The 24,216-nt window shown below is 61.7% G+C and carries 15 protein-coding genes; 3 read left to right on the top strand and 12 right to left on the bottom strand.

Annotated elements, in window-relative coordinates; all coding sequences use genetic code 11:
* The first annotated feature begins 84 nt into the window (after positions 1–84).
* Positions 85–585 (top strand): alpha/beta fold hydrolase, encoded by a 501-nt coding sequence (locus ASG68_RS18605; protein ID WP_156373727.1) that lies wholly within the window; start codon positions 85–87, stop codon positions 583–585.
* A 144-nt stretch (positions 586–729) separates the two neighbouring features.
* On the opposite strand, the gene ASG68_RS18600 is transcribed toward ASG68_RS18605, so the two are convergent.
* Together ASG68_RS18600 and ASG68_RS18595 are read right to left on the bottom strand one after the other, a co-directional pair.
* The gene (locus ASG68_RS18600) at positions 730–2,640 is read right to left on the bottom strand and encodes a DEAD/DEAH box helicase (RefSeq protein ID WP_062579741.1); all 1,911 of its coding nucleotides are present in this window, start codon (positions 2,638–2,640) and stop codon (positions 730–732) included.
* 247 nt (positions 2,641–2,887) lie between these two features.
* Positions 2,888–4,231 (bottom strand): TadE/TadG family type IV pilus assembly protein, encoded by a 1,344-nt coding sequence (locus tag ASG68_RS18595; RefSeq protein WP_413814035.1) that lies wholly within the window; start codon positions 4,229–4,231, stop codon positions 2,888–2,890.
* Positions 4,232–4,800: 569 nt separating this feature from the next.
* On the opposite strand from ASG68_RS18595, the gene ASG68_RS18590 reads away from it, so the two are divergent.
* Positions 4,801–5,898 (top strand): Gfo/Idh/MocA family protein, encoded by a 1,098-nt coding sequence (locus ASG68_RS18590; protein ID WP_062580866.1) that lies wholly within the window; start codon positions 4,801–4,803, stop codon positions 5,896–5,898.
* Positions 5,899–5,908: 10 nt separating this feature from the next.
* Positions 5,909–6,556: a ThuA domain-containing protein gene (locus ASG68_RS18585; RefSeq protein WP_062579736.1), complete on the top strand. Its 648-nt coding sequence runs from the start codon at positions 5,909–5,911 to the stop codon at positions 6,554–6,556.
* A gap of 221 nt (positions 6,557–6,777) precedes the next feature.
* On the opposite strand, the gene ASG68_RS18580 is transcribed toward ASG68_RS18585, so the two are convergent.
* The 10 genes from ASG68_RS18580 to ASG68_RS18535 all read right to left on the bottom strand — a co-directional run bounded on the left by ASG68_RS18580 (position 6,778) and on the right by ASG68_RS18535 (position 24,031).
* On the bottom strand, positions 6,778–11,733 hold the full coding sequence (locus ASG68_RS18580; protein WP_062610042.1) for a beta strand repeat-containing protein: 4,956 nt from the start codon (positions 11,731–11,733) through the stop codon (positions 6,778–6,780).
* Positions 11,734–12,311: 578 nt separating this feature from the next.
* Complete coding sequence (locus ASG68_RS18575) at positions 12,312–13,931, bottom strand: GMC family oxidoreductase N-terminal domain-containing protein (protein WP_156373918.1); 1,620 nt, start codon at positions 13,929–13,931, stop codon at positions 12,312–12,314.
* 2 nt (positions 13,932–13,933) lie between these two features.
* Complete coding sequence (locus ASG68_RS18570; RefSeq protein WP_062579728.1) at positions 13,934–15,463, bottom strand: FGGY-family carbohydrate kinase; 1,530 nt, start codon at positions 15,461–15,463, stop codon at positions 13,934–13,936.
* 298 nt (positions 15,464–15,761) lie between these two features.
* Positions 15,762–16,604, bottom strand: coding sequence for a class I fructose-bisphosphate aldolase (locus tag ASG68_RS18565; RefSeq protein ID WP_062579727.1), 843 nt, complete (start codon positions 16,602–16,604; stop codon positions 15,762–15,764).
* The gene (locus ASG68_RS18560; protein ID WP_062579725.1) at positions 16,577–18,325 is read right to left on the bottom strand and encodes a glycerol-3-phosphate dehydrogenase/oxidase; all 1,749 of its coding nucleotides are present in this window, start codon (positions 18,323–18,325) and stop codon (positions 16,577–16,579) included. Before ASG68_RS18560 ends, ASG68_RS18565 begins: the two co-directional genes overlap by 28 nt.
* Before the next feature lie 12 nt (positions 18,326–18,337).
* Complete coding sequence (locus ASG68_RS18555) at positions 18,338–19,363, bottom strand: aldo/keto reductase (protein WP_062579723.1); 1,026 nt, start codon at positions 19,361–19,363, stop codon at positions 18,338–18,340.
* Entirely contained in the window at positions 19,360–20,373 is a 1,014-nt protein-coding gene (locus tag ASG68_RS18550; RefSeq protein ID WP_062579722.1) for a sugar-binding transcriptional regulator, read from the bottom strand. Before ASG68_RS18550 ends, ASG68_RS18555 begins: the two co-directional genes overlap by 4 nt.
* Before the next feature lies 1 nt (position 20,374).
* Positions 20,375–21,367, bottom strand: a complete 993-nt coding sequence (locus tag ASG68_RS18545; protein ID WP_112409507.1) for an ABC transporter permease — start codon at positions 21,365–21,367, stop codon at positions 20,375–20,377.
* 28 nt (positions 21,368–21,395) lie between these two features.
* Positions 21,396–22,934 carry a sugar ABC transporter ATP-binding protein gene (locus tag ASG68_RS18540; RefSeq protein ID WP_062579719.1) on the bottom strand — a complete coding sequence of 513 codons (1,539 nt, stop codon included), beginning with the start codon at positions 22,932–22,934 and terminating at the stop codon, positions 21,396–21,398.
* A 68-nt stretch (positions 22,935–23,002) separates the two neighbouring features.
* The gene (locus ASG68_RS18535; protein WP_062579717.1) at positions 23,003–24,031 is read right to left on the bottom strand and encodes a substrate-binding domain-containing protein; all 1,029 of its coding nucleotides are present in this window, start codon (positions 24,029–24,031) and stop codon (positions 23,003–23,005) included.
* Between the last annotated feature and the right edge of the window lie 185 nt (positions 24,032–24,216).

Here is a 24,216-nt window from a genome sequence, read left to right as displayed (position 1 = left end):
GTCCAATACCCGCCGGAACTCCACCGCTACATGGATCTTCAGGCTTGGCTTGAGAACATCCTGCCGAAGGACGATTTCATCATCGTGGCGGAATCCTTCTCCGGACCACTTGCCATCATGCTTGCTTCCGCGGACACGGCCGGTTTGAAAGGCATCGTTTTCGTGGCAACGTTTGCAAAGACGTCGGTGCGAGTGCCTCTCTTCCTGACCCATACCGTTGAGATCATGCCGATCAAGTCCCGTCTTCTGACGGGGGTGGCACAGCCGCTCCTCATGGGCCGATGGTCAAGGAGAGATTTCACCGAAAAATTCAGGCGGGCGATGAAGCTGGTTCCCGCGAAAACGATTGCGGGAAGGCTGAGAGAAGCTCTTAACGCCGATGCAGTCGAGCAACTGCGCCGATTGTCGCTTCCCAGCATCTATCTTCAGGCAACGCAGGATCGACTGGTACCGCCGGAAATGTCGCTGGATTTTGGACGTGCTGCCTGCGAGATCTTGAAAATTGACGGGCGGCATTTCCTCTTGCAGGCAAAACCCAGCCAGTCGGCAGATCAGATTATGGATTTTGCAGCCCGTTTTGACTGATTATCGTTTGAAGTATCGAAGGATTAGGGCTGACCTCTCCGCACTCGGCGAGAAATATCGCTGAACCCTCCATGTCCCCAAACTGTCTGAGTTACTGTAGATCGGACCCGTCCACCGAATCCGACCTACACATCAGCTGTTTTCTCAATTCGCCTTGTTCTTGAACGGCTTGCGCTTCGTTCCCTCGGCGCCGCCCTTGTCGAACTTCGGCTTGTCAAACTTCGGCTTGTCGAAGCCCGGCTTGCCCTTCTTCGTCCAAGGCTTTCCATCCGCCTTTTCCGCCGAACGGTTGTCGGCGCCGGCAAAATCTGGCTTGCCTTCGAACTTGCGCTTCGGCTTGCCCTCGCCCTTCCAGTCACCCTGCTTGGCAGGATACGGCTTCTTGCCGGCAAAGCCACCACGCGGGCCGGAAAGGTCCGGCGCGCCATCCAACTGGGTCACGACGATGCCCTTTTCGAGCGCCCGCTTCGGGCCGACAGCCTCGACGAAACGATCGGACCATTCGCGGGCGATCTCGACATAGGTTTCCTCGGTCTGCATCTTGATCGCGCCGATTTCCTGCTTGGTGATCTTACCGATGCGGCAGAGCATCGGGATCAGCCAGCGCGGCTCGACATTCTGCTTGCGGCCAGCCGACAGCGAGAACCAGACGCTATCGCCGAAATCACCACGCGGCGCACGCGGTTCGCCACGCTCCCGACGGTCGCCACGGGGAGCGCGCTCGCCCGATGGCGTGTAGGCCGGCGTATCCATCAGGTCTTCCGGCGCCGAGCGCCCGGCGCGCACCTGACGAAGGAAAGCGGCGGCCACCTGTTCGGGGCCATGTTTTTCCAGGAGTTCGCGGATGAAGTCTGCTTCATCGGCCGTGATCGGGTCGGTCAGCGCCGGATCGGCAAGAACCCGCTCATCGTCGCGGCGATTGACGTCATCGGCCGACGGCGGACGTGCCCAGTCGGCATTGATGTTGGCGTCGCGCAGCAGGCGTTCGGCCTTGCGGCGGGCGCTGTTAGGCACGATCAGCGCGCTGACGCCCTTGCGCCCGGCGCGACCCGTACGGCCGCTGCGGTGCAGGAGGGTTTCCGGATTGGTCGGCAGGTCGGCATGGATCACCAGTTCAAGTCCCGGCAGATCGATGCCGCGCGCGGCGACGTCGGTGGCAATGCAAACCCGGGCACGACCGTCACGCATGGCCTGCAGCGCATGCGTCCGCTCGTTCTGGCTGAGTTCGCCGGACATGGCGACGACCGAGAAACCGCGGTTGTTGAAGCGCGCGGTCAGGTGATTGACGGCCGCTCTGGTTGAGCAGAATACCAGCGCATTCTTCGCCTCGTAGAAGCGCAAAACATTGATGATCGCGTTTTCGCGGTCGGCCGGGGCAACGGTCAGAGCCCGGTATTCGATATCGAGATGCTGCTTCTGTTCGGCTTGCGTGGTGATGCGCACGGCATCGCGCTGGTAGCTCTTGGCCAGGTTGGCGATCGAACGCGGCACGGTCGCCGAGAACATCAGGGTGCGCCGCTCGGATGGCGCTTCCTCGAGAATGAACTCGAGATCTTCACGGAAACCGAGGTCCAGCATCTCATCGGCTTCGTCAAGCACGACGGCCTTCAGAGCCGACATGTCGAGGCCGCTGCGGCGGATATGGTCGCAAAGACGGCCCGGGGTTCCAACGACGATATGGGCGCCGCGATCGAGCGCGCGCCGTTCACTACGCATGTCCATGCCGCCGACGCAGGAGGCAACGGTCGCGCCGGTCAGTTCATAGAGCCATTCCAGCTCGCGCTTGACCTGCAGCGCCAGTTCGCGGGTCGGTGCGACAGCAAGCGCCAGCGGCGCGCCGACCGCACCGAAGCGATCCTTGCCCTCAAGCAGGGTCGATGCCAGCGCGAGACCGAAAGCGACAGTCTTGCCGGATCCGGTCTGCGCCGAAACCAGCGCGTCCCTGCCCTCGAGTTCCGGCCCGAGAACAGCCTTCTGAACCGGCGTCAACTCTGAATAACCGCGCTTGCTCAACGCCTGAGCGATCGCCGGAGCGATGCCGTCTAACTCTGTCATATGCTTATCTTTCGGAATTCGGATGTCGTGCGCGCCCTGGTCGAAGAAGGCAGGCGCAGTCCCCGCGGCCGGCACGTCGCCAGCCAATACATGCGCGATCTCTTAATGCGGCTGAGGGAAATTGTACAGTGTGCAATGCAGCAACCCTTTTAAAAACACTGCGCGTCGGCGCCGGAAACGACGGAACCGCGCGTCGTTTCCGGCGCGCGGCTCTTGATCATTCACAGGCAGTGGCGTCTCGACGAACTCAACTTGCCAGACGCGGGGTGCGAACCACCTTGTTGAAGAGGGCCTTCATCGCCGTCTCGATGCCTTCCGTCGGGCTGACTTCGAAATAGAAGCCCGGCGATGCGCATTCCTGCATCTTGCTGCCGATCGTCGCCTGGAACGGCTTGATCCAGGTGTTGTACCAGCTGTTGTTCGGCAATGGCAGATAGGTGGTGTAGAGCACCGCGATCTTGATACCGCGGTTCTTCAGCGTGGTGCAGTAGGTCGGATCGATCGGCTCCTGGCAACGCGTGCTGCCGCTGAGCTTCTGCGTGCAGCCCTTCGGCTTGTTGCTGTCGCCGACACCGTCGGCGACGAAAAAGACAATCTTTTCCGGGCTGGTGGAACTGGCGCCGTTGCCAGGCGTGTCGATTTCAGCGTTGATCTTCGTCATGGCGTTGTCGAAGCTGGTCTGCTGGTCGTTGTTGTATCCCTGGTAGGGGATGCTCATCAGCTTGATGTCCTTGGTGCCGGCCTTCACCTTGGTCAGGTCAGCGGTCAGTGCCGCGACTTTCAGAAGTTTCACGTCCTGTGCGGTTTCGCCGAACGTATAAGCCGCCATGCGAAACTGGTTGGAATAGCTCTGGGTGCGCTCTGCTTCCATCGTCAACGCCGCCACGGCCTTGGCAACCACGTCGATGCGAATGGTAATTCCCTTGTTGCGGGCAACGAAATAATTGCTTGTCGTGTCGATCACACCCTTTTCAGAGACGATATGACAGGCGAACGCGCAGTTCCGGGAGCCGCTATCCTTTACGCTTGCAGTTGCCAGGATCATGTTGGTGACATCCGTCGGCGTTGCCGCAACGCCCATCGACGGGGTGTTGTCCAGCAGCATGTAGAAGTCCATGAACGACTGCGACTGGTAAACGGCTGTTGCCGTTCCGGAAACGGTGATGGTTTCCTTTCCGATGGCGCGCAGGAAGGAGGTTTTCATCGTCGACTTGTAGGACAGTTCGGCCTTGATGTCCTTGCCGTTCTTGACAACGGAGACCTTGATCTGGTCCTTCATGTTTTCATCTTCGCTCTGCTGATCTTCCGAAGATCCCGCCGCTTCGCGCTGCGCCTTGAAAAGAGCTTCGGCCTCCGCCTCGCTGAGCGGAATCGGACCGTCCTGCGCCATGTTAATCGCCTGTCCGACGCCAGCGGATTTTTCCGAGATCGCGCCGATGACGGCCGCATCGGCGGCGTTCTGCAATTCCGCCTTGAGTTCCATCGCGCGTGTGAAATCGATCGCCATGCCGGCGCAGCCGAGGATAGGAACGATGGCCAGCGCCCCCATGATGGCGAAATTACCAGCCCTATCCGCAAGAAGCTTGTTCAATATGCGCACTATCGCCACCCTGTGTTCCGGCGCGGCTGAACGCAGCGCGCATGGTTTGACTATGACGGAGACAGTAATCGAGATTTTCTAAACGTCGGTAAATCGCAATAGTTAACCGAACGGAAATTCAATAAAAATCATTGCGTTAGGCGAGATTTACATAAATCATATAATTGAATTATCAAGACAATATTGATTTTTTACTGTTCAAATTCTGGAATTTTCGAATTTAAATATGCCACATGATACAGAATTCAGTATTATAAAGATATTTTGAATATTTCATCAGAATATACTGTATAGCAATCGAACAATCACCGAATCCCGATCATTGTGTTGGATCCTGCTCCACAGCGATTGCCTCGCTCCACAGCTCCCCGAATTACCGAATGTGGTTGCACGGATGAAAAAACAACCATCTTGCCGCGTTCAAATCACAATCATGAATAGTCACTTTTCGGCAGTTGCACCCTTAATAACCCGTCACGCAAACGTAAAACGGTCTCCGGAAAAGGATGACAAATCATTCGGGGCGCGTCATCACTGTCGCCGCATGCAGGGAGGGAATCATGCAACGAGTTGGTATTGGCATTATTGGCTGCGGCAATATTTCGGACGCCTATCTGAAAGCGGCACCGAAATTTCCCGTGCTCGAGATTATCGGGGTCGCGGACATCAACATGGCGGCGGCAGAAGCAAAAGCATCGGCCTACAGCGTATCTGCGATGACGATCGACGCTCTCCTGTCCGATCCGCGCATCGAGATCGTCCTGAACCTCACCACGCCACAGCATCATGTGCCCGTCGGGCTACAGGCGGTAGCGCATGGCAAGCATGTCTATTCGGAAAAGCCGCTGGCGACGACACTTGCCGATGCAGAGCGACTGGTGACGGCCGCAAGCGAGAAAGGCGTCCGGGTCGGCTGCGCGCCAGACACGTTCCTCGGCGGATCACACCAGACCGCCCGCAGGATTGTCGATGCAGGAACGATCGGCACCGTCGTCGCCGGCGCTGCCTTCATGCAGGTTCCCGGTCATGAACTCTGGCACCCGAATCCCGATTTCTATTACCAGCCCGGCGGCGGGCCTATGCTCGACATGGGGCCATATTACCTCACCTGCCTCGTCAATCCGCTTGGGCCGGTGAAATCCGTGACAGGCCAGGCCAAGGCCTCCTACCCGACCCGTACCATCGGTTCCGGTCCGCGCGAGGGCCAGACGGTTCAGGTCGAAGTTCCCACACATATTTCCGGCCTGCTCGATTTCGAGAGCGGTGCGGCGATCTCCATCACTACCAGCTTCGATGTCTGGAAACACGAGCACAATCACATCGAACTCTACGGCACGGCCGGTTCGATGATCGTGTCAGATCCCAACCAGTTCGAAGGCGAGATCCGCACCAGCAGACACAAGGGCGACTGGACGGTTGCCGATCAGGTCCATTCCTACGGCGACGGCAACTACCGTATCCTTGGCCTTGCCGACATGGCGCAAGCGATCGTCTCCAAGCGCGAACACCGGGCCAATCACAGCCTATCCCTGCATGTGCTGGAAATCATGGAATCGATCATCCGTTCGGCCGAAACCGGCACGCGCATCGACCTGAAACACAGCTGCCCGCGGCCCGCGCCGATGCGCGCCGACCTGCCCTTTGGAATTCTGGAATAGGAACGACAGAATGAGCAAGACAGCACTGATCTTCTGGGGTGGCTGGGACGGCCACACCCCCGACCGCAGCGCCGGGATCGTCAGGGACATCCTCACAGGCCACGGGTTCGATGTCCGGCTGGAACAGGGAACCTCGGTGCTTGCCGACCCGCAGATTTCGCAACTGGACCTGATCGTCCCGGTGATCACCATGTCGACGATCGAAAAGCCGGAACTCGAGAATCTCGTGGTGGCGGTTCGCGGCGGTACCGGTCTTGCCGGCTTCCATGGGACCATGGGCGACAGTTTCCGCAACGAACCGGATTACCAGTTCATGACCGGCGGCCAGTGGGTTTCGCATCCCGGCAACATCATCGATTACCGGATCGATATCACGTCGGAAACCGATCCGATCGTCGCCGGCATCGGCAGCTTCGCCTATCGCTCCGAGCAATATTACATGCACGTCGATCCCAGCAATGAAGTGCTGGCGACCACCACCTTCACCGGTGAACATCTCGACTTCATCGACGGCGTCATGATGCCCGTCGTCTGGAAGCGGCGTTTCGGCAAGGGGCGCGTGTTCTACAGTGCCTTGGGCCACACCGCCGACGAGTTCGACGTGCCGCAGATGCGCACCATCTTCGAGCGCGGCGCGCTCTGGGCCGGAGGCGTCTGACACTTTGAAAAACAGCAGCGGCGGAATGGATATCAGCCATTCCGCCGCTCATGTCGTTTCAGACATCTGGATCGTTGCCTTTTCCAAGGCGGCGATCCGACAAGGTGATTTGCGCCCGGGTGCGCCGGATATGTCATCCGTTGCTGAACTGACCGCACAATTCTGAGATGTTCGAACTCGTACAGCCGAGGACGGCGCGGCCGGGACCGCGCCGTTCGCTGTTACGGCTCCATGTAGGCTGCGATAACAGCCGCGACCTGGGCGTCGTTCATGGCCTGCAGCTGCTTCTCGGTGAAGGATTCGAGCTGGTCTTCACTCAGATTGCCGATGTCATCGGCCGACAGTCCTGCAAGGCCGGTCGTGCTGATGGCGGCGATGTCGGTGGTCGAGAAACCATCCAGATCTTCCGTCTCCATCGCCGCAATCTGTACCGCCGTCAGGGCAGCCACCTGCGTTTCGCTGAGGGCTTCCGTCTGGTCGGCTGTCATCGCGGTGATCTGCGCTGCCGTCAGGCCCGGGATCGCCTTGGCGCTGATAGCGGTAACCTGAGCTTCGCTCAGCGCACCGATCTGTGCCGTCGTCAGGGCTGCGACCTGCGTCGAGGTCAGAGCGCCGATCTGGTCGGTCGACAAGTCTTCGATCTGGTCCGTTGTCAGGGCTGCGATCTGGGTGGCCTTCAGGCCGGCGATCTGTGCCTTGCTGATGCCGCCGAGTTGGTCGGTGCTGAGAGCAGCGACAGCTGCCGTGCTCATGCCACCAATGGCCGCGACGCTGAGAGCGCCGACACCAGCAGCAGAGAGTTCTTCGACGTCATCGGCACCGAGCGCGCCAACCTGTGTGGCGCTGAGCGCTGCGAGCTGGGTCGTGCTGAGGGCACCAACCTGATCGGTGCTGAGATCACCAACTTGGGCAGCAGTCAGGCCCGTTATGGCCTTGGCACTGATGGCGGTGACCTGAGCTTCACTCAGCTCTGCGATCTGTGCCGTCAGCAGAGCAGCAATCTGGGTCGAAGTCAAAGCGCCGACCTGGTCGGTCGAGAGATCACCAATCTGATCCGTCGTCAGGGCCGCGATCTGCGTCGCCTTCAGCGCGGCAATCTGCGCCTTGCTGATGCCGCCGATCTGATCGGTGCTCAGCGCGGCAACGGCAGCCGTTGTCATGCCGCCAATGGCTGTGACGCTCAGAGCGCCGACGCCGGCTGCGGAGAGTTCTTCGATGTCATCGGCACCGAGCGCGCCAACCTGTGTGGCGCTGAGCGCCGCGAGCTGCGTCGTGCTGAGCGCACCGACCTGATCGGTGGTCAGAGCCCCCATCTGGGCGACAGTCAGGCCGACAACACCCTTGGCGCTGATGGCCGTGATCTGAGCTTCGCTCATGGCGCCGATCTGGCCGGTCGTCAGGGCGGCGACCTGCGTCGAGGTCAGGGCGCCGATCTGGTCGGTCGAGAGGTCTTCGATCTGGTCCGTCGTCAGGGCTGCGATCTGCGTAGCCTTCAGGGCGGCAATCTGCGCCTTCGTTACGGCCGCCAGCTGTTCGGTGCTGAGGGCTGCGACAGCCGCGGTGGACAGGCCACCGATGGCGCCGACGGTGATGGCAGCGATTTCCGCGTCCGAGAACTCGGCGATGTCATCAGCGCCGAGAGCGCCAACCTGCGTTGCCGAGAGGGCAGCGGTCTGCGTGCCACCCAGAGCCTCGACCTGATCCGTGGTCATCGCGCCGATCTGGGCGGCGGTGAGACCCGTGACAGCCTTGGCGCTGATGGCAGCAACCTGCGCTTCGCTCAGCGCACCGATCTGGTCGGTCGTCAGAGCCGCAACCTGGGTCGAGGTCAGGGCACCGATCTGGTCGGTCGTCAGGTCCTCGATCTGGTCGGTCGTCAGCGCTGCGATCTGGGTGGCCTTCAGGGCGACGATCTGCGCCTTGCTGATGGCACCAAGCTGGTCTGTGCTCAGGGCAGCGACAGCCGCCGTGGACAACCCACCAATGGCGCCGATACCGATGGCACCGATTTCAGCTGCCGAGAACTCCTCGATATCGTCGGCACCGAGCGCGCCGATCTGCGTTGCCGAAAGAGCGCCGGTCTGCGTGTTGCTGAGGGCCTCGATCTGGTCCGTTGTCATTGCGCCGATCTGAGCTGCCGTCAGGCCGGTCACACCCTTGGCGCTGATGGCGGTAACCTGTGCTTCGCTCAGTGCACCGATCTGGCCCGTGGTGAGGGCTGCAACCTGAACGGCGGTCAAGGCACCGATCTGGTCGGTCGACAGGTCTTCGATCTGGTCCGTCGTGAGGGCCGCGATCTGCGTCGCCTTCAGCGCGGCAAACTGTGCCTTGCTGATACCACCGAGCTGGTCGGTGCTCAGGGCAGCAACAGCCGCCGTGCTCATGCCACCGATGGCTGCGACGCTGAGGGCGCCGACGCCGGCTGCGGAGAGTTCTTCGATATCGTCTGCACCGAGTGCACCAACCTGGGCGGCGCTGAGCGCTGCCAGCTGCGTCGTGCTGAGCGCACCGACCTGGTCGGTCGTCAGCGCACCCATCTGGGCAACCGTCAGACCGGCGACACCCTTGCCGCTGATGGCGGTAACCTGCGCTTCGCTCATGGCACCGATCTGGCCGGTGGTGAGGGCTGCGACCTGGGTTGAGGTCAGGGCGCCGATCTGGTCGGTCGAGAGGTCTTCGATCTGGTCCGTCGTCAGAGCTGCGATCTGGGTCGCCTTCAGGCCAGCGATCTGCGCCTTGCTGATGCCGCCGAGCTGGTCGGTGCTGAGGGCAGCAACGGCAGCGGTCGAGAGGCCGCCAATGGCCGCGACGCTGAGAGCGCCAACACCGGCTGCAGAAAGTTCTTCGATATCGTCGGCACCGAGCGCACCAACCTGTGTGGCGCTGAGCGCTGCAAGCTGCGTCGTGCTAAGTGCGCCGACCTGATCCGTGGTCAAGGCACCGACCTGTGCGACGGTCAGGCCAACAACACCCTTGGCGCTGATGGCCGTGATCTGGGCTTCGCTCATGGCACCGATCTGACCGGTCGTCAGAGCAGCAACCTGGGTCGAGGTGAGCGCACCGATCTGGTCGGTCGAAAGATCTTCGATCTGGTCCGTCGTCAGGGCCGCGATCTGCGTCGCCTTCAGGCCGGCGGCCGCGACAGCCGCCGTGCTCATCCCACCGATGGCTGTGACGCTGAGGGCGCCAACACCAGCCGCGGAAAGCTCTTCGATATCGTCAGCGCCGAGCGCACCAACCTGGGCGGCGCTGAGCGCTGCCAGTTGCGTCGTGCTGAGTGCAGCGACCTGATCCGTGCTGAGCGCACCCATCTGGGCAACCGTCAGGCCAACAACGGCCTTCGCGCTGATGGCCGTGATCTGGGCTTCACTCATGGCACCGATCTGGCCGGTTGTCAGGGCAGCAACCTGCGTCGAGGTCAAGGCACCGATCTGGTCGGTCGAGAGGTCTTCGATCTGGTCCGTCGTCAGCGCTGCGATCTGGGTCGCCTTAAGCGCCGCAAACTGTGCCTTGCTGATTCCACCGAGCTGATCGGTGCTCAGAGCCGCCACAGCCGCAGTGCTCATGCCGCCGATGGCTGTGATGCTCAGAGCGCCGACGCCGGCTGCGGAGAGTTCTTCAATGTCGTCGGCACCGAGAGCACCGACCTGGGCGGCGCTCAGCGCTGCAAGCTGCGTGTTGCTCAGGGCGGCAACCTGATCGCTCGTCAGCGCGCCCATCTGGGCAACCGTCAGACCGGCGACACCCTTGCCGCTGATGGCGGTAACCTGCGCTTCGCTCATGGCACCGATCTGGCCGGTGGTGAGAGCCGCAACCTGGGTTGAGGTCAGGGCACCGATCTGGTCGGTCGAGAGGTCTTCGATCTGGTCCGTCGTCAGRGCYGCGATCTGCGTGGCCTTCAGGCCGGCGATCTGKGCCTTGCTGACACCACCGAGCTGGTCGGTGCTSAGAGCTGCAACGGCAGCGGTCGAGAGGCCGCCAATGGCTGCAACGCTCAGGGCGCCAACACCGGCTGCGGAGAGTTCTTCGATATCGTCGGCACCGAGGGCACCGGCCTGGGCAGCACTGAAGGCTGCAAGCTGGGTCGTGCTGAGCGCGCCAACCTGATCAGTCGTCAAGGCACCAACCTGTGCGACGGTCAGGCCAACAACACCCTTGGCGCTGATGGCAGTAATCTGAGCTTCGCTCATGGCACCGATCTGACCGGTCGTGAGGGCAGCAACCTGCGTCGAGGTCAGCGCACCGATCTGGTCGGTCGAGAGGTCTTCGATCTGGTCCGTCGTCAGGGCCGCGGCCGCGACAGCCGCCGTGCTCATCCCACCGATGGCTGTGACGCTGAGGGCGCCAACACCAGCCGCGGAAAGCTCTTCGATATCGTCAGCGCCGAGCGCGCCAACCTGGGCGGCGCTGAGCGCTGCAAGCTGCGTCGTGCTGAATGCGGCAACCTGATCAGTCGTCAACGCGCCCATCTGGGCAACCGTCAGACCCGGGATCGCCTTGGCGCTGATCGCGGTGATCTGGGCTTCGCTCATGGCGCCAAGCTGTCCGGTCGTCAGGGCCGCAACCTGGGTCGAGGTCAGGGCGCCGATCTGGTCCGTCGTCAGGTCTTCGATCTGGTCCGTTGTAAAGGCTGCGATCTGCGTGGCCTTCAGAGCGGCCATCTGCGTCTTGCTCAGCGCACCCAGCTGATCGGTGTCGAGAGCGGCAATGACGGCGGTTGTCAGTCCGGCGATACCCGTCAGGCTGATCGCACCGACTTCGGCAGCGGAGAATTCTGCGATGTCATCTGCACCAAGGGCGCCAAGCTGCGCGGCGGTCATGGCGGCGATCTGGGTGCCGGTAAGGTCACCGACCTGATCCGTCGTCAGGGCACCGATCTGGGTTGTGGTGAGGGCTGCAACCTGGGTTGCGGCCAGACCGGCGATCTTCGCACTGTCGAGTGCCGCAATGTGATCGAGGGACAAACCCTTCATGGAAGCGGCGGAAATGGCGCCGATCTGGTCGGTGCTCAGCGCCTCGATATCTTCGGCTTCCAGAGCCGCGATCTGGGTTGCACTGAGAACCTTGACCTGCGCGGTGCTCATCGCGGCGACGTCATCAGCACTCAGCGAGGTGATGGTCGCGGCCGAGAGCGACTTAATCTGGTTCACGGAAAAAGAAGAGATGATCGAAGTCATTGGATGATACCTTTGGCGTTAACCGGATTGCAGATCAAATTCCCCCGTCATCGGCCACGTGAAGGCTCCCCTGAGCTTTCACCGGCATCCTGGGGCGCATCCTGCGCCTCCTGACGGCATTCAACCGCACTGGTCGAAACCTCCATCGGCATCGACCATTCGGGTGTCCTTCGGACACGAAATTTTACGAGGAACATGGCTGGCAATAGCCAAGGCGAAGGGAGATCGTCATGCGTCCGGAGCAACGGCCCCGGTCCCCAACCTGTGTTTGCGGCACATCCGCCGCAGCAGCTTCTTCGAAATCCGATCCGGCACATCCAGCGCCTTGGTCTTTCGGCAGAAGCCTTATCACAAGGTTTAGGCCGGAATTTCTAATTTAGTCTTAACAGCATGCTAACCATAAGCGCTTTCGATACAGAAAAGTAACCATGTTCTCCCTTGCCCTCTTTGAATCAAAATAAACATCAGGGTTTATACAGGTTCACAGGGCGCAACCCAAGCGTGCATCATCGCACGGGGCGCTTCCATGACGAGTTCGTCACTGGTGAATGATTCGATATTTCACCGGCCAGATCGAGCTAAGCGCGCCCGGTAATCAGATCGGCCGCCCTTTCCGCAATCATGATGACCGGCGAATTGGTGTTGCCCGAAACAATCGAAGGCATGATCGAGGCGTCCACCACCCGCAGATTCGAAAGACCGTGGACTCGCAATTGCGGATCGACCACCGCCGCACTGTCCTGACCCATCTTGCACGTCCCGACCGGGTGAAAGATCGTCGTAGCGATATCGCCGACCCGGCGGATCAGGTCCTCGTCGCTCTGGAATTCCGTTCCCGGCAACATCTCCTGCGGCCGATATCGGCGGATAGCATCGGCCTGCATCAGCCGTCGCGCATGACGCACCGACTTCGTCGCAACGATCCGGTCCCCTGCCGTCGAAAGATAATTCGGCCGGATCTGCGGCGGCGCGGAAACATCAGGTGTGGCCACGTGCACCGTTCCCCGGCTTTCCGGCCTGAGATTACAAACCGAAACCGTGACCGCAGGATATTTGTGAAGGGGCTCACCGAGCCGGTCGGTGCTCAGCGGCTGCACGTGATATTCCAGATCGGCGGTCGCCACGGCCGGATCGCTCTTGGCGAAAATGCCGAGCTGGCTCGGCGCCATCGACAAGGGGCCTGAGCGACGCAGCATATATTCGAGCCCCATGCCCGCCCGGGTGAACAGGTTGTGATAGAGCTGGTTCAGCGTTTTTGCCCCTTCGATGCGGAAGACGGTGCGGATCTGTAGATGATCCTGCAAGTTCTCGCCAACACCCGGCAGAGCATGGGTCACGTCGATCCCGGCTTCCGACAACACCTCCGGCCGCCCGACTCCTGAAAGCTCCAGAATTTTCGGCGAGTTGATCGCCCCGGCGGAAAGGATGACCTCGCACCTAGCTCGGGCGACTTGCGCCTGACCGTTCAGCCGGAACCGGACGCCGGTCGCAACCTTGCCATCGAACACCAGCCGCTCCGTTTCGGCGCCGGTGAGAACGTGCAGATTCGGCCGCTTCATCGCCGGGCGCAGGAATGCCTTGGTGGTGTTCCAGCGCAAGCCACCCCGTTGGTTGACCTCGAAATAGCCCGAGCCCTCGTTGTCGCCATCATTGAAATCGTCGGTTTTCGGAATGCCGAGTTCTTCAGCCGCATCGCGGAAAGCATCGAGGATCGGCCAGGACAGGCGCTGACGCTCCACGCGCCATTCGCCGCCCGCACCGTGCATGTCCGACTTGCCACGATAATTGTCCTCGGATTTGAGGAAATAGGGAAGCACGTCATCCCAGCCCCAGCCGGTATTGCCCGCCTGCCGCCAGCCGTCATAGTCGGCCGCCTGCCCGCGCATGTAGATCATGCCGTTAATCGACGAACATCCGCCCAAAACCTTGCCGCGCGGATAGTTGAGCGAGCGGCCGTTCAGGCCCGCCTCCGCCGCCGTCTTCATCATCCAGTCGGTGCGCGGATTGCCCATGCAGTAGAGATAGCCGATCGGCACATGCACCCAGTGATACCGGTCGCTGCCGCCCGCCTCGAGAAGAAGCACGCGCGTCCTCGGATCGGCCGACAGACGGTTCGCCAAAACGCACCCCGCCGAACCTGCCCCAACGATGATGAAATCGTAGCTGCCTGAGTCGATCGCCTGGTCATTCACATGCATATTCACGCCGCCACTCCCGATACGGTCGGCTCGACTGCCGTCAGACGACGCCACAGCGGCGCCATCACTTCAGCGATATCCCGGTAAAGAGCGTAACGCCGCGCATAATGGCCCTCAAGCGCGACATTCGGACGATAATGCCGCTCCGTCCGCACCATCGCCGCCGCTCCATCAATGAAATCCTTGAAAATTCCGACACCTGTGCCGGCCGCAATGGCTGCCCCGAGTGCCCCCGTCTCGCGCGAGCGCGCCACCGTCACCGGCACCCCGAGCACATCGGCAAAAATCTGCGGCCAGATCAGGCTACGCGACCCGCCGCCCGACAGAACGGCTTCGCTGAAAGTGGCCCCCGCCCCGCGCATCGTCTCGATATGCGCGCGATGACCGAAGGCCACGCCTTCGAGAAGCGCGCGCACCAGATGTCCCTTCGTATGCCAGCCGGCAATCCCATAAAAGCCGGCGCGGGCACGGCCGTCCTGTTGGGACCCATAGAGATAGGGATGATAGAGTGGATCGTCCGGTGCCGGTTCAATCGCGCCTGCCAGTGCGCAGCAGGCATCGAATGGCGAGACACCCTCCTCATGCTCTCCCTCGAAGAACTCCCTCACCAGCCATTCGAGATTGGCCGCCGAGGTGGCGCTGTTTTCCATCGCCATATAGCGGGACCGGTCGAAGGTCGAGGACATGAACACCGGCCCGTCGAGATTGGGGCCATCAATGATGACCTGGTTGATGCTCCAGGTCCCGGCGATGATCGAGGCGCTGCCGGTGCGCGACACGCCCGAGCCGAGTGCCGATGCCACGACATCGAACAGGCCACCGACGACAGGCGTGCCGGCCGCAAGCCCCGTTTCCCTCGCAACCTCTTCCGTTACCATTCCAGCGATATCCGCGCTTTCGATGAGCGCCGGCAACAGGTCCATGCAATCGCCAAGGCCATAGGCGTCCATCAGAGCCTTGTCATAGCGACGCGCGGCGAGATCGAGCAAGCCGGCGCCGGACATGTCCGACACCTCGCTGACGCGGCCGCCGGTCAGGCGGTTGACGACGAAATCCTTGGAAAAGAACACCGTGCCGATGCGATTGAACAGGTCCGCCCGGTGACGCTTCAGCCAGGCGAGCAGCGTCGGCGTCTGCGACGGCCAGGGACGCTGCCTCGCGATCGGATAGGTCCGTTCGCCGACCCCGGACGCCCGCCATTCCTCGACAAGGCCGGAGGCACGCGTGTCGAGCGACTGGATACCAAGCAAGGGGTTCCCGGCGCGATCCAGCGCATAAAGCCCGTTGCCATGCCCGGCGCAGCCGATCGCCGCGATCTCGTCCGGCTGGATGCGGGCCTGATCGATGCAGGCGCGGATGACCTGCCGCGCATTCGTCCACAATTCGTCCAGCCCGCGCTCGACATGACCGGGGCACGGCATGCGGCTGTGCCCCTCCCGTGCAGCCGCCGCGATCTCGTTGCCCGCCCTGTCGAAAATCACCGCCTTGATCACGGTATTTCCGGCGTCGAGCCCCAGAAGATAATCACCCATGCAGAACCCCTCCCAAGGTTCGAAAACCGCAGTTATACCAAGGATCGATGATGGAAACCCATAGGATGGCTCATACTGGCCTTTCGGCTAGGCGCGTTCCGAAGAGCGATGCCTTCGCATCGGTCAAGGGACGCAACACCGCCGAAAGGCCAGTATGAGCCACCTTCGGTCGGCTTCTCTTCGTCTCCGGCGGCGTCGAGGCTCTTGCACGATGCGAAGGCATCGTGGCTGCGAACCTCTCCTGGCCGGAAACGAAGACCGAGCCGATCCTATGGGTGTCCATCATCCATCCTTGGTATTAGCCCTGCTGATACAGTGCGAAGGCCTGCTCGCCGCTCGCATCATCGTGAATGATGGCCCTCAGGCCGCGCACCACCGCACCCGGATTGGCATGCTGGTAGATATTGCGTCCATAGACCATGCCCATTGCACCCTGCCGCATCAAGGCCGCCGACTTGTCAAAGACAGCCCGCAGATCCTCCTTGCCGCCGCCACGCACCAGAACCGGGCATCGCGCTGCCTCCACGACCCTGTGGAAATCCTCCGGATTGTCCGTGGGATCGGCCTTGACGATATCGGCGCCCATCTCGCGCGCAAGCCGCGTCAGGGTCACGATCTTCTCGGCATTGCCGTCGACCATGTAGCCGCCGCGTTCGGTCACCGGTTGCATCACCAGCGGCTCGATCATCAGCGGCATGCCGTACTTGTCGCAATCGGCCCGCACGCGGGATATGTTTGCCACGCACTGGCGAAACAGGTCCGGCTCATCCGGCAGCATGAACAGGTTGACGACGACGCAGGCCGCGTCCATCTGCAAGGCGCCGATCAGCGGCTCCGCCTCATTCTGCAGCACCGCCCACATGTCGCGGTGGCGGATGCGGTTATAGGGATTGCCCATGTCGAGGCGCATGACGAGCGCCGGCTTATCCTTGCCGGGCAAATCCTGCAACAGGTCCGCCTGGCCGAAATTCATCTGGATCGCATCCGGACCGGCAGCAACCAGCGAGTTGACGACCGCCTGGATATCCTCCAGCCCGTCGAGGAAGGACGGTTCGTTGCAGACGCCATGATCGATCGCCACGTCGAGGCAGCGACCGCCGCCGAACAGCCGGTTCATCCGGACTTTGCTGTTGTGTCGCATTCTGTGCTCCTTGGTTCGTTGCGTGCGGCCAGCATGGGTTCATCGACACCGTGCCGTTCGCTGAAAAGGGTGAGAAATCGGATGCGCTCGCTGGCGCATCGTGCTGGCGTCCAACGCTTTTCCCGCGCCAGGACGTCGAGGCATGCATCGACCATGTCGAGCGAGAGTTCGCCGGAAATGGCGAGCGTCGTGCGCCGCAACAACAGATCGTCCAGATGTTCGACGGCTTCGGTCTCGATCAAGAACTGCAACTCGCGCGTCGAGTAATCACGGTGCGGCATCGGCGTCTCTGCGCCGGCCACGATGAAGTCGGTGACCGCCGCAGCATCCGTGCCGTAGCGAGAGAACAGCGCGACCATGCGCTCGCTGGAAAGGCCTGTCCTTGCAGAAAGTTGCGACAGCCAGATGGTCGCATTCTCCGGAAATCCTCGCCCGCCACCGATCGGCCGCTCCGTTGTCGCCACGCGACGCACCTTGCCGAGCTTCTCCAGCGCCATATCGGCAGCCATTTCGCCGAAAGACCGAAACGTCGTCCACTTGCCGCCGATCATGCAGAGCACCGGAGGACCGCCATCGCCGGGCTCCAGCACCGTGCAGAAATGGTCGCGCGGGATACGGCCGGTAAAACTGTCATTGCTGGCCGGCAGCGGCCGCACGCCGGAAAACTGGAAAACAATCTCCTCGCGCCGGATGGCGATATCCGGCAACACGAAGGCGAGCGATTGCAGGATATAGTCCCGCTCGTCCGCCTCGCAGCGCACGGTTTCCGGATCATCGACGCGAATATCCGTTGAGCCGATCAGCACTTTACCGAGATAGGGAAAGAGGATGCAGATGCGCCCATCCTCGTTCTCGTAATAGATCATGTGGCCGGCCAGCGCGTCGTAAAGCTGGGCGTTGTCGACGATCAGATGCGACCCCTTGGTGCCCCCCATCAGCGGTGCCGGTCGCGTTTGTGGCGAAAACAGCGTCTCATTGGCCAAGTCGATCCAGCCGCCGGTGGCGTTGATGATCAGGCCGGGCTGAATAACAAGAGATGCACCACCAATCCGATCCTCCAGCACATAACCGCCGCCGGCTTCCCGTCGCAGTTCCGTATAATTCAGGGCGAGCGCCGCACCGTTCGAGGCGATACCGTCCTGCAACAGTTCGATCCCCAATCTCTCCGGATGGCTGACCCAGGCGTCGAAATAGGTGGCGGAACTTTTGATACCCGGATTGAGCGCCGGCCATTTTTCCAGCGTCGTGCGCCGGCCGCGAAACTGATGACGGGGCATAAGGGCACGCTTGCGCGTGAGGAAATCATAGATGCCGAGCCCCGCCTTGATGGCGATTGCGCCGCGCCGGCTCGGCCGGCGGCTTAGCCCCAGGAACCGGACAATGCCATTACCGAGACCGGAGAAGATATCGAATACCGGCACCGTCGTCGGTAGCGGCGCGACATAGTGTGGAGCGTTGCGCAACAGCCGGTCGCGCTCGACAAGCGATTCCTTCACCAGGCTGAACTCGCCGTTTTCCAGATAACGCAGGCCGCCATGGACCATGCGCGACAGGGCGGAACTCGCGCCGGAGCAATAGTCGTGTTTCTCGACCAGCAGCACGCTCAGCCCCTGAAGCGCCAGTTCCCGAAAGACGCTGATGCCGTTGATGCCGCCGCCGATGACGCACACGTCCACCTTCGGGCCTTCGCGGAGCCCGTTCAATATCTCTTCACGTTTCATCTTGGTGATCCGCTACCTGTCCATATCGGTCAGTTTTGCCGCTATGGCCGCATCGATGGCCGAAAGCTCGGCCGCATCCAGTCTGATCGTCCCCGCCCGCGCATTGTCGAGCGCCTGGGCCGGATTGCGCGCACCGCACAGCGCAAAGGTCACGCCGGGCTGTGCCAGCGTCCAGGCAATGACCACCTGCGCGATGCTCGCCCCATGCTTGTCCGCCACCGGCCGGATCGCTTCCGCAAAGGCCGCGGCCTTCTGCCGGTTGCCGACGGAAAAGCGCGGATTGGTCTTGCGCTGGTCGTCGCCGGAAAAGACGCGATCCGGGCCGACCGTTCCGGAGAGCAATCCAAGCGCCAGCGACGAATAACTGAGCGTCGCAATGCTGTTCGCCTTGGTGAGCGGCAGCAATTCCCCTTCGATCTCGCGATCGATCATGCTGAACCGCTCCTGGATCGCGTCGAGACCACTCGTTTCGATATAGGCCTCGAGATCGGCGCGGCTGACATTGCTGGCGCCGATCGCGCGAATCTTGCCGGCTGTCCGCAGGTCTTCCAGCGCCCGCATCGTCTCCTCGACGGGTGTCGTCGGATCCTGCCAATGGGTAATGTAGAGATCGATGTAATCGGTGCCGAGCCGCTTCAGGCTCTGCTCGACCTCATGCAGGATCGCATCTCGGCCGAGATAACGGTGAACCGGCTTGCCGTCCTGATCGAAGAAATGCCGCCCCTTCTGCGTGTGCCAGACCAGCCCGCATTTCGTTGCGATCACCGCCTTGTCACGCCGCCCGGCAATCGCCTTGCCGACGATCTCCTCAGAGCGCCCCAATCCATAGGCCGGCGCGGTGTCGATCAGCGTGACGCCGGCATCGAGCGAAGCCTGGATCGCGGCGATGGATTCGGCCTCATCGGTCCCGCCCCACATCCAGCCGCCGATCGCCCAGGTGCCGAGTCCGACCGCCGAAGCCTGGACGCCGGATTTGCCGATCTCGCGTGTGAGTTGCTCACCGCTCTGGTGCTGCCCGCCTTGATGCTGAATGTTCATGCCCATTTCCCTTCGCCTGCCAGTTCCAGTACCCGTGCCCCCGTCGCCTCGTCCGTCACCAGCGTATCGAGATGGTGGCCACGGATGACACTGAGGATCGGGCTCGCCTTGTTCGGGCCGCTCGCCACGCCGATCTTCATCGGGATCGACGCGAATTCCGGCAAGGTCAGCGACACCAGCGACCGGTTGAGGCTGTAGTCGCAGACCTGGCCACGCTCATCGAGCAGATGCGCCAGGAGCTCGCAGGATGCGCCCGAGCGCTCGATCGCGGCACGGTCGGTGCTCGATGACGGATGCAGGTCGTAATAGCTGGAATCGTCCGACAGGATCGAACCGATGCCGACGATCGCCACTTTCGCATCCCGCGCACGCTGGAAGACATCGGCGACGGAACGCATGTTCATCAGCATGCCGCGCTCGGCGGCGCTGTCGGCAAACAGCGGCGCATGGATCTGGTAGGAGCGTCCGCCCAGCCGGTCCGCCATCAGCGTCGAGACGTGATTGACGTCGGTATAGTGCTTGCCCTGGACACAGCCGGTGGCCGGGATCACCTCGACATCGAAGCGGCGCGGCGGTTGCAGGCCGGCGACAACAGCGCCGACACCCTTGCCGCCGGTGATGCAGATCGTATCGCCATCGGAAATTTCCTCCAGCAGCAGACGGGCCGCTGCCTCGCCGACTGCCTGAAGCGCCGTCTGCGGATTATCGGAAACGGTGGGCACGACAACCGCGCGGCTGATGCCGCCCAGCGCCAGAAGCTGCTCTTCCATGTCCACCAGCGGCTCGACCGGCGACTTGATCTTGATTTCGACGAGGCCAAGCTGGCGACCGCGCTTGATCAGCCGGTTGACGGTGGGCTGCGATATACCGAGCTGGTCGGCGATCTGCGCCTGCGTCAGGCCTTCGAGGAAGTGCAGGACCAGTGCCTGGTGCATCTGCCGGGCGATAACGATTTCCTCGCGCGGTGCCGTTGCGGTCTTGAGTTTGGCGATGGGCCGGTTGGGCGACATGTCAGGCAGCCTTCCGCTTGTGCAGGAAATGGTCGATGGAAACAGCCGCAAGAAGGATGCAGCCTTTGATCATATCCTGCCAGTAGACCGAGACATCAAGCAAGATCAGCGAGCTTGTCACGACCGAAAGCAGTGCGATACCGAGAATTGCGCCGAGGATGGTGCCCGAGCCGCCATTGAGCGACGCCCCGCCGATCACCGCCGCGGCGATGATGTTGAGTTCCATGCCGACGCCGAAGGTGGGCGTCGCCGCGCCGAAGCGGGACATGTAGATCACACCGGCAACACCGGAAAGCGTGGCGCAGAGAACAGTCACCCAGAACTTCACCTGGTTGGTCTTGATGCCGGAATAGAGCGCCGCCTTCTCGTTGCTGCCAGTATAGAAGACCTTGCGGAAGGCGGTCGCCTTGCGCAGCAGGAAATCGAAGAGGACGACGACGGCGACAAAGATCAGGATGACGTAGGGAACACCGTAGAACGTACCCTGCCCGATCGCCTTGAACGATGGCGGCAGCGTGAACAGCGACAGCGGCGTGCCCTTGGTGATGATCAGGCAGACCCCGCGCACGATCACCATGGCGGCGAGCGAGGTGATGAAGTGGTTGAGCCCCACCACCGTCACGAAGAAGCCCATGATGCAGCCGATCAGCCCGCTTGCGATAATGCCGGCCAGTGAAGCGCTCCACGGATCCATCCCCATCAGGAACAAGGATCCGGACACCACCATGGAGAAGCAGACGACCGAGCCGACCGACAGGTCGATGCCGCCGACGATCAGCAGGATGGTCATGCCGACGACGACGATCCCCTCCACCGAAAAGGACATCAGCATCGCCCGCAGGTTGCCGAGCGTCAGGAAGTGCGGCGAGGCAAAGGTCATGATGACGCACAGGGTCAGAATGATCGCGATCAACCCCGCTTCCCGCATGGTCCCCAGCCGCTTCCAGCCGGGCGCGCGCGCCTGCTGTGCCGTTGTCAAAGTTGCGTTCGCCATGGTCCTGTCTCCTGCCCCTGCTTTTTCTTCACGCGGCATGCTCTGATGCCTTTGAATTCATCTCAGTGCCGATGCCGGAGGCGAGCCGCATGATGGCCTCCTCGGTCATCTCTCCCTCCCCGACTTCGCCGGCGATCTCCCCTTCGCGGATCACCAGCACCCGGTCGCAAAGCCCGAGCAGTTCCGGCAGCTCCGAGGAAATGACGACGATGCCGATGCCCGAGCGCGCGAGATCGCGCAGCAGCCGATGGATTTCGGATTTCGCGCCGACATCGATGCCGCGCGTCGGTTCGTCCATCAGGATGACCTTGGGATTGACCGCCAGTTGCTTGGCGATCGCCACCTTCTGCTGGTTGCCGCCCGAGAGCGACGAGACCGGCATGCCGATGCCGCCCATGCGCACGCCAAGCCGCCGGACGAGGTCCGTGGCGCGATCGGCCTCCGCCCTCGAATTCAACAATCCGAGCGGCCCCGTCAGCGATTTCAGATCGAGCACTGCGATGTTCTGTGCAATCGACAGATCGAGAAAGACGCCGCTGCCCTTGCGATCCTCGGAAAGATAGACCAACCCATCGCGCACGGCTTGCGCATAGGACCGGGCCTGCAGCCGCTTGCCGTTTATCGATACCTCACCCTGCGTGACCGGACGCAACCCGCAGATACCCTCGGCGATCTCCGTCCGGCCCGAGCCGATCAGACCGCCGATCCCGAGGATTTCACCCTTGCGCAGCTCAAAGCTCACCTCGCGGAAGCGCTCGCCATCGCCAAGCTGGCGCACATCGAGAATGATTTCCGCAGAGCGCTCGTTCGCCGTCTGCTTTTCCGGATAAAGCTGCGTGATTTCGCGGCCGACCATGCGACGCACCACATCGTCAGGCGTGATATCGGCCACCCTCTCGGTCGAGACATAGCGCCCGTCGCGGAACACGGTGACCCGGTCGCAGAGGCTGAAAATCTCCGCCATGCGATGGCTGATATAGATGATAGAAATGCCCTGCGCCTTCAGGTCGCGAATGATGCCGAACAGCACCTGCGCCTCGGCCTCCGTCAGCGCCGCCGTCGGCTCGTCGAAGATCAGCACACGGCAATCGAGCGTCAGCGCCTTGGCGATCTCGACCAGTTGCTGGCTGGAAATCGACAGGTCGGCCACCTTGCGGCGCACGTCGATCGGCGCCAGCCGGTTCATCACGGCCTGGGCATCCCGCTCCAGCCTGCGGTAATTCATGAAGGGCGAACGGCGCCGGTTGGTCGCGGCCATGAACATATTTTCAGCCACCGTCGCATCCGGGCAGAGCGCGATTTCCTGATGCACAAGCCCAAGCCCGAGCGATTGCGCCACGGCGGGCGACGTCACCCTGACGACCGCGCCATCCACCAGAACCTCGCCTTCGCTCGGCTGCAGCACGCCCGCGATGATGTTCATCAGAGTCGACTTGCCTGCGCCGTTTTCGCCGCACAGCGCATGGACCTCGCCGCGATCGAGGCTGAAGCTAACATCCGTCAGGGCCTTCACCGCACCGAAGTGCTTACTGACATTTCGGATTTCCAGAACCGGCTGGGACGCCATCAGATGATCCTCATCAAGACTTGTGGTGGCTGCCCGGGACAAACCCGGACAGCCGGCAGCAAAAGGGGTTACTCGTCGATCCCCTTCGTGCCCCGCCGCTTGAGGTACTTGTCCCAGTAGAAGTCGTCGGCATTGTCGGCCGTGACGATCGACAGGCCGTTATCGACGAAGGGAATGCTCATCGGGTTGAAGCCGGCGCGCTTGGCGTCGTTCATCGGGTCGATCAATTCCGGATGTTTGGCGAGCCACAGCAGCATGAAGCCCATGTAACCCTGCATGCCCTGGTTCGGGTTGATCGAACCGAAGACCTTGCCGGCCTTGATCATGTCGAGAATGTTGGCGTTAACGTCGGCGCACATGACGAGGATCTTGCCACCGGTTTCCTGGTTTGCCTGCGAGGCGCCGATCGCCGAGTTGGCTTCCGGCATGAAGACGGCACCGAGATCCGGATGAGCCTGCTTGAGGCTCATCAGGCCCTGATAGGCCTTGTTCGGATCCTGGTTGGAGGCAGCACGGCCGACCAGCTTCATGTCCGGATATTTTTCCTCCATGCGGGCAATGAAGGCGGCGATGCGCTTGTCGTGATTGTCCTGGCCGGGATTTTCCAGAACCGCATATTCACCCTTGCCGCCGAGCTTTTCGGCAATCGCATCGGCTGCATAGGTGCCTTCGCGGGTATTGTCGGACGTGATGAAGGAAATGCGCTTCGAGAGTGGCGCATCAGCGGCGAAGGTGACGACCGCCGTGCCCTGGTCGATCGCCCGGTTGATCGGCTCGATGAACGGGTCCGAGTTCATCGGATGGACGAGGATGCCGGCAGGGTTCTGAGCCAGCGCCTGGTCGAACGTGGCGATCTGCTTGTTGACGTCATATTCCGGCGTGCCGGTATAGGCCGTCTCGCAACCGAGCTGCTGGCCGGCCTGCTTGAACATTTCATAGACCGGGAACCAGTATTCGACACCCGAAACCATGACGTTCATCACGTATTTTTCGCCGGGCTTGCAGCGGAACGGATTTTCCGTTTCGGCGCTGGCGGCGCCAGCGAAAAGCGTGGATGCGAGGACCGCCAATGCGGTCGTGCCTAGAAATTTGCGCAAGATTCCTCCTCGAGGCCGAAGCCCCTCCAAAATGTCCCGTGGCGCCACTTCGAGCGTCCGATGGTCCAGTGAAATCCGGAGTTCCTCCTCGAAGTCCGGTATGGGCACCTAACCGCAACGGAAAACGAATGTCAATTTAATTCATGCAATGAATTATAATTCATATCGACTACCATTTCCCCGGG

The sequence above is a fragment of the Rhizobium sp. Leaf453 genome (assembly GCF_001425605.1).
In the GTDB taxonomy this organism is placed as follows: domain Bacteria; phylum Pseudomonadota; class Alphaproteobacteria; order Rhizobiales; family Rhizobiaceae; genus Pararhizobium.
The sequence above is the reverse complement of the archived record's forward strand: the minus strand, read 5'-3'. Positions and strand labels throughout refer to the sequence as shown.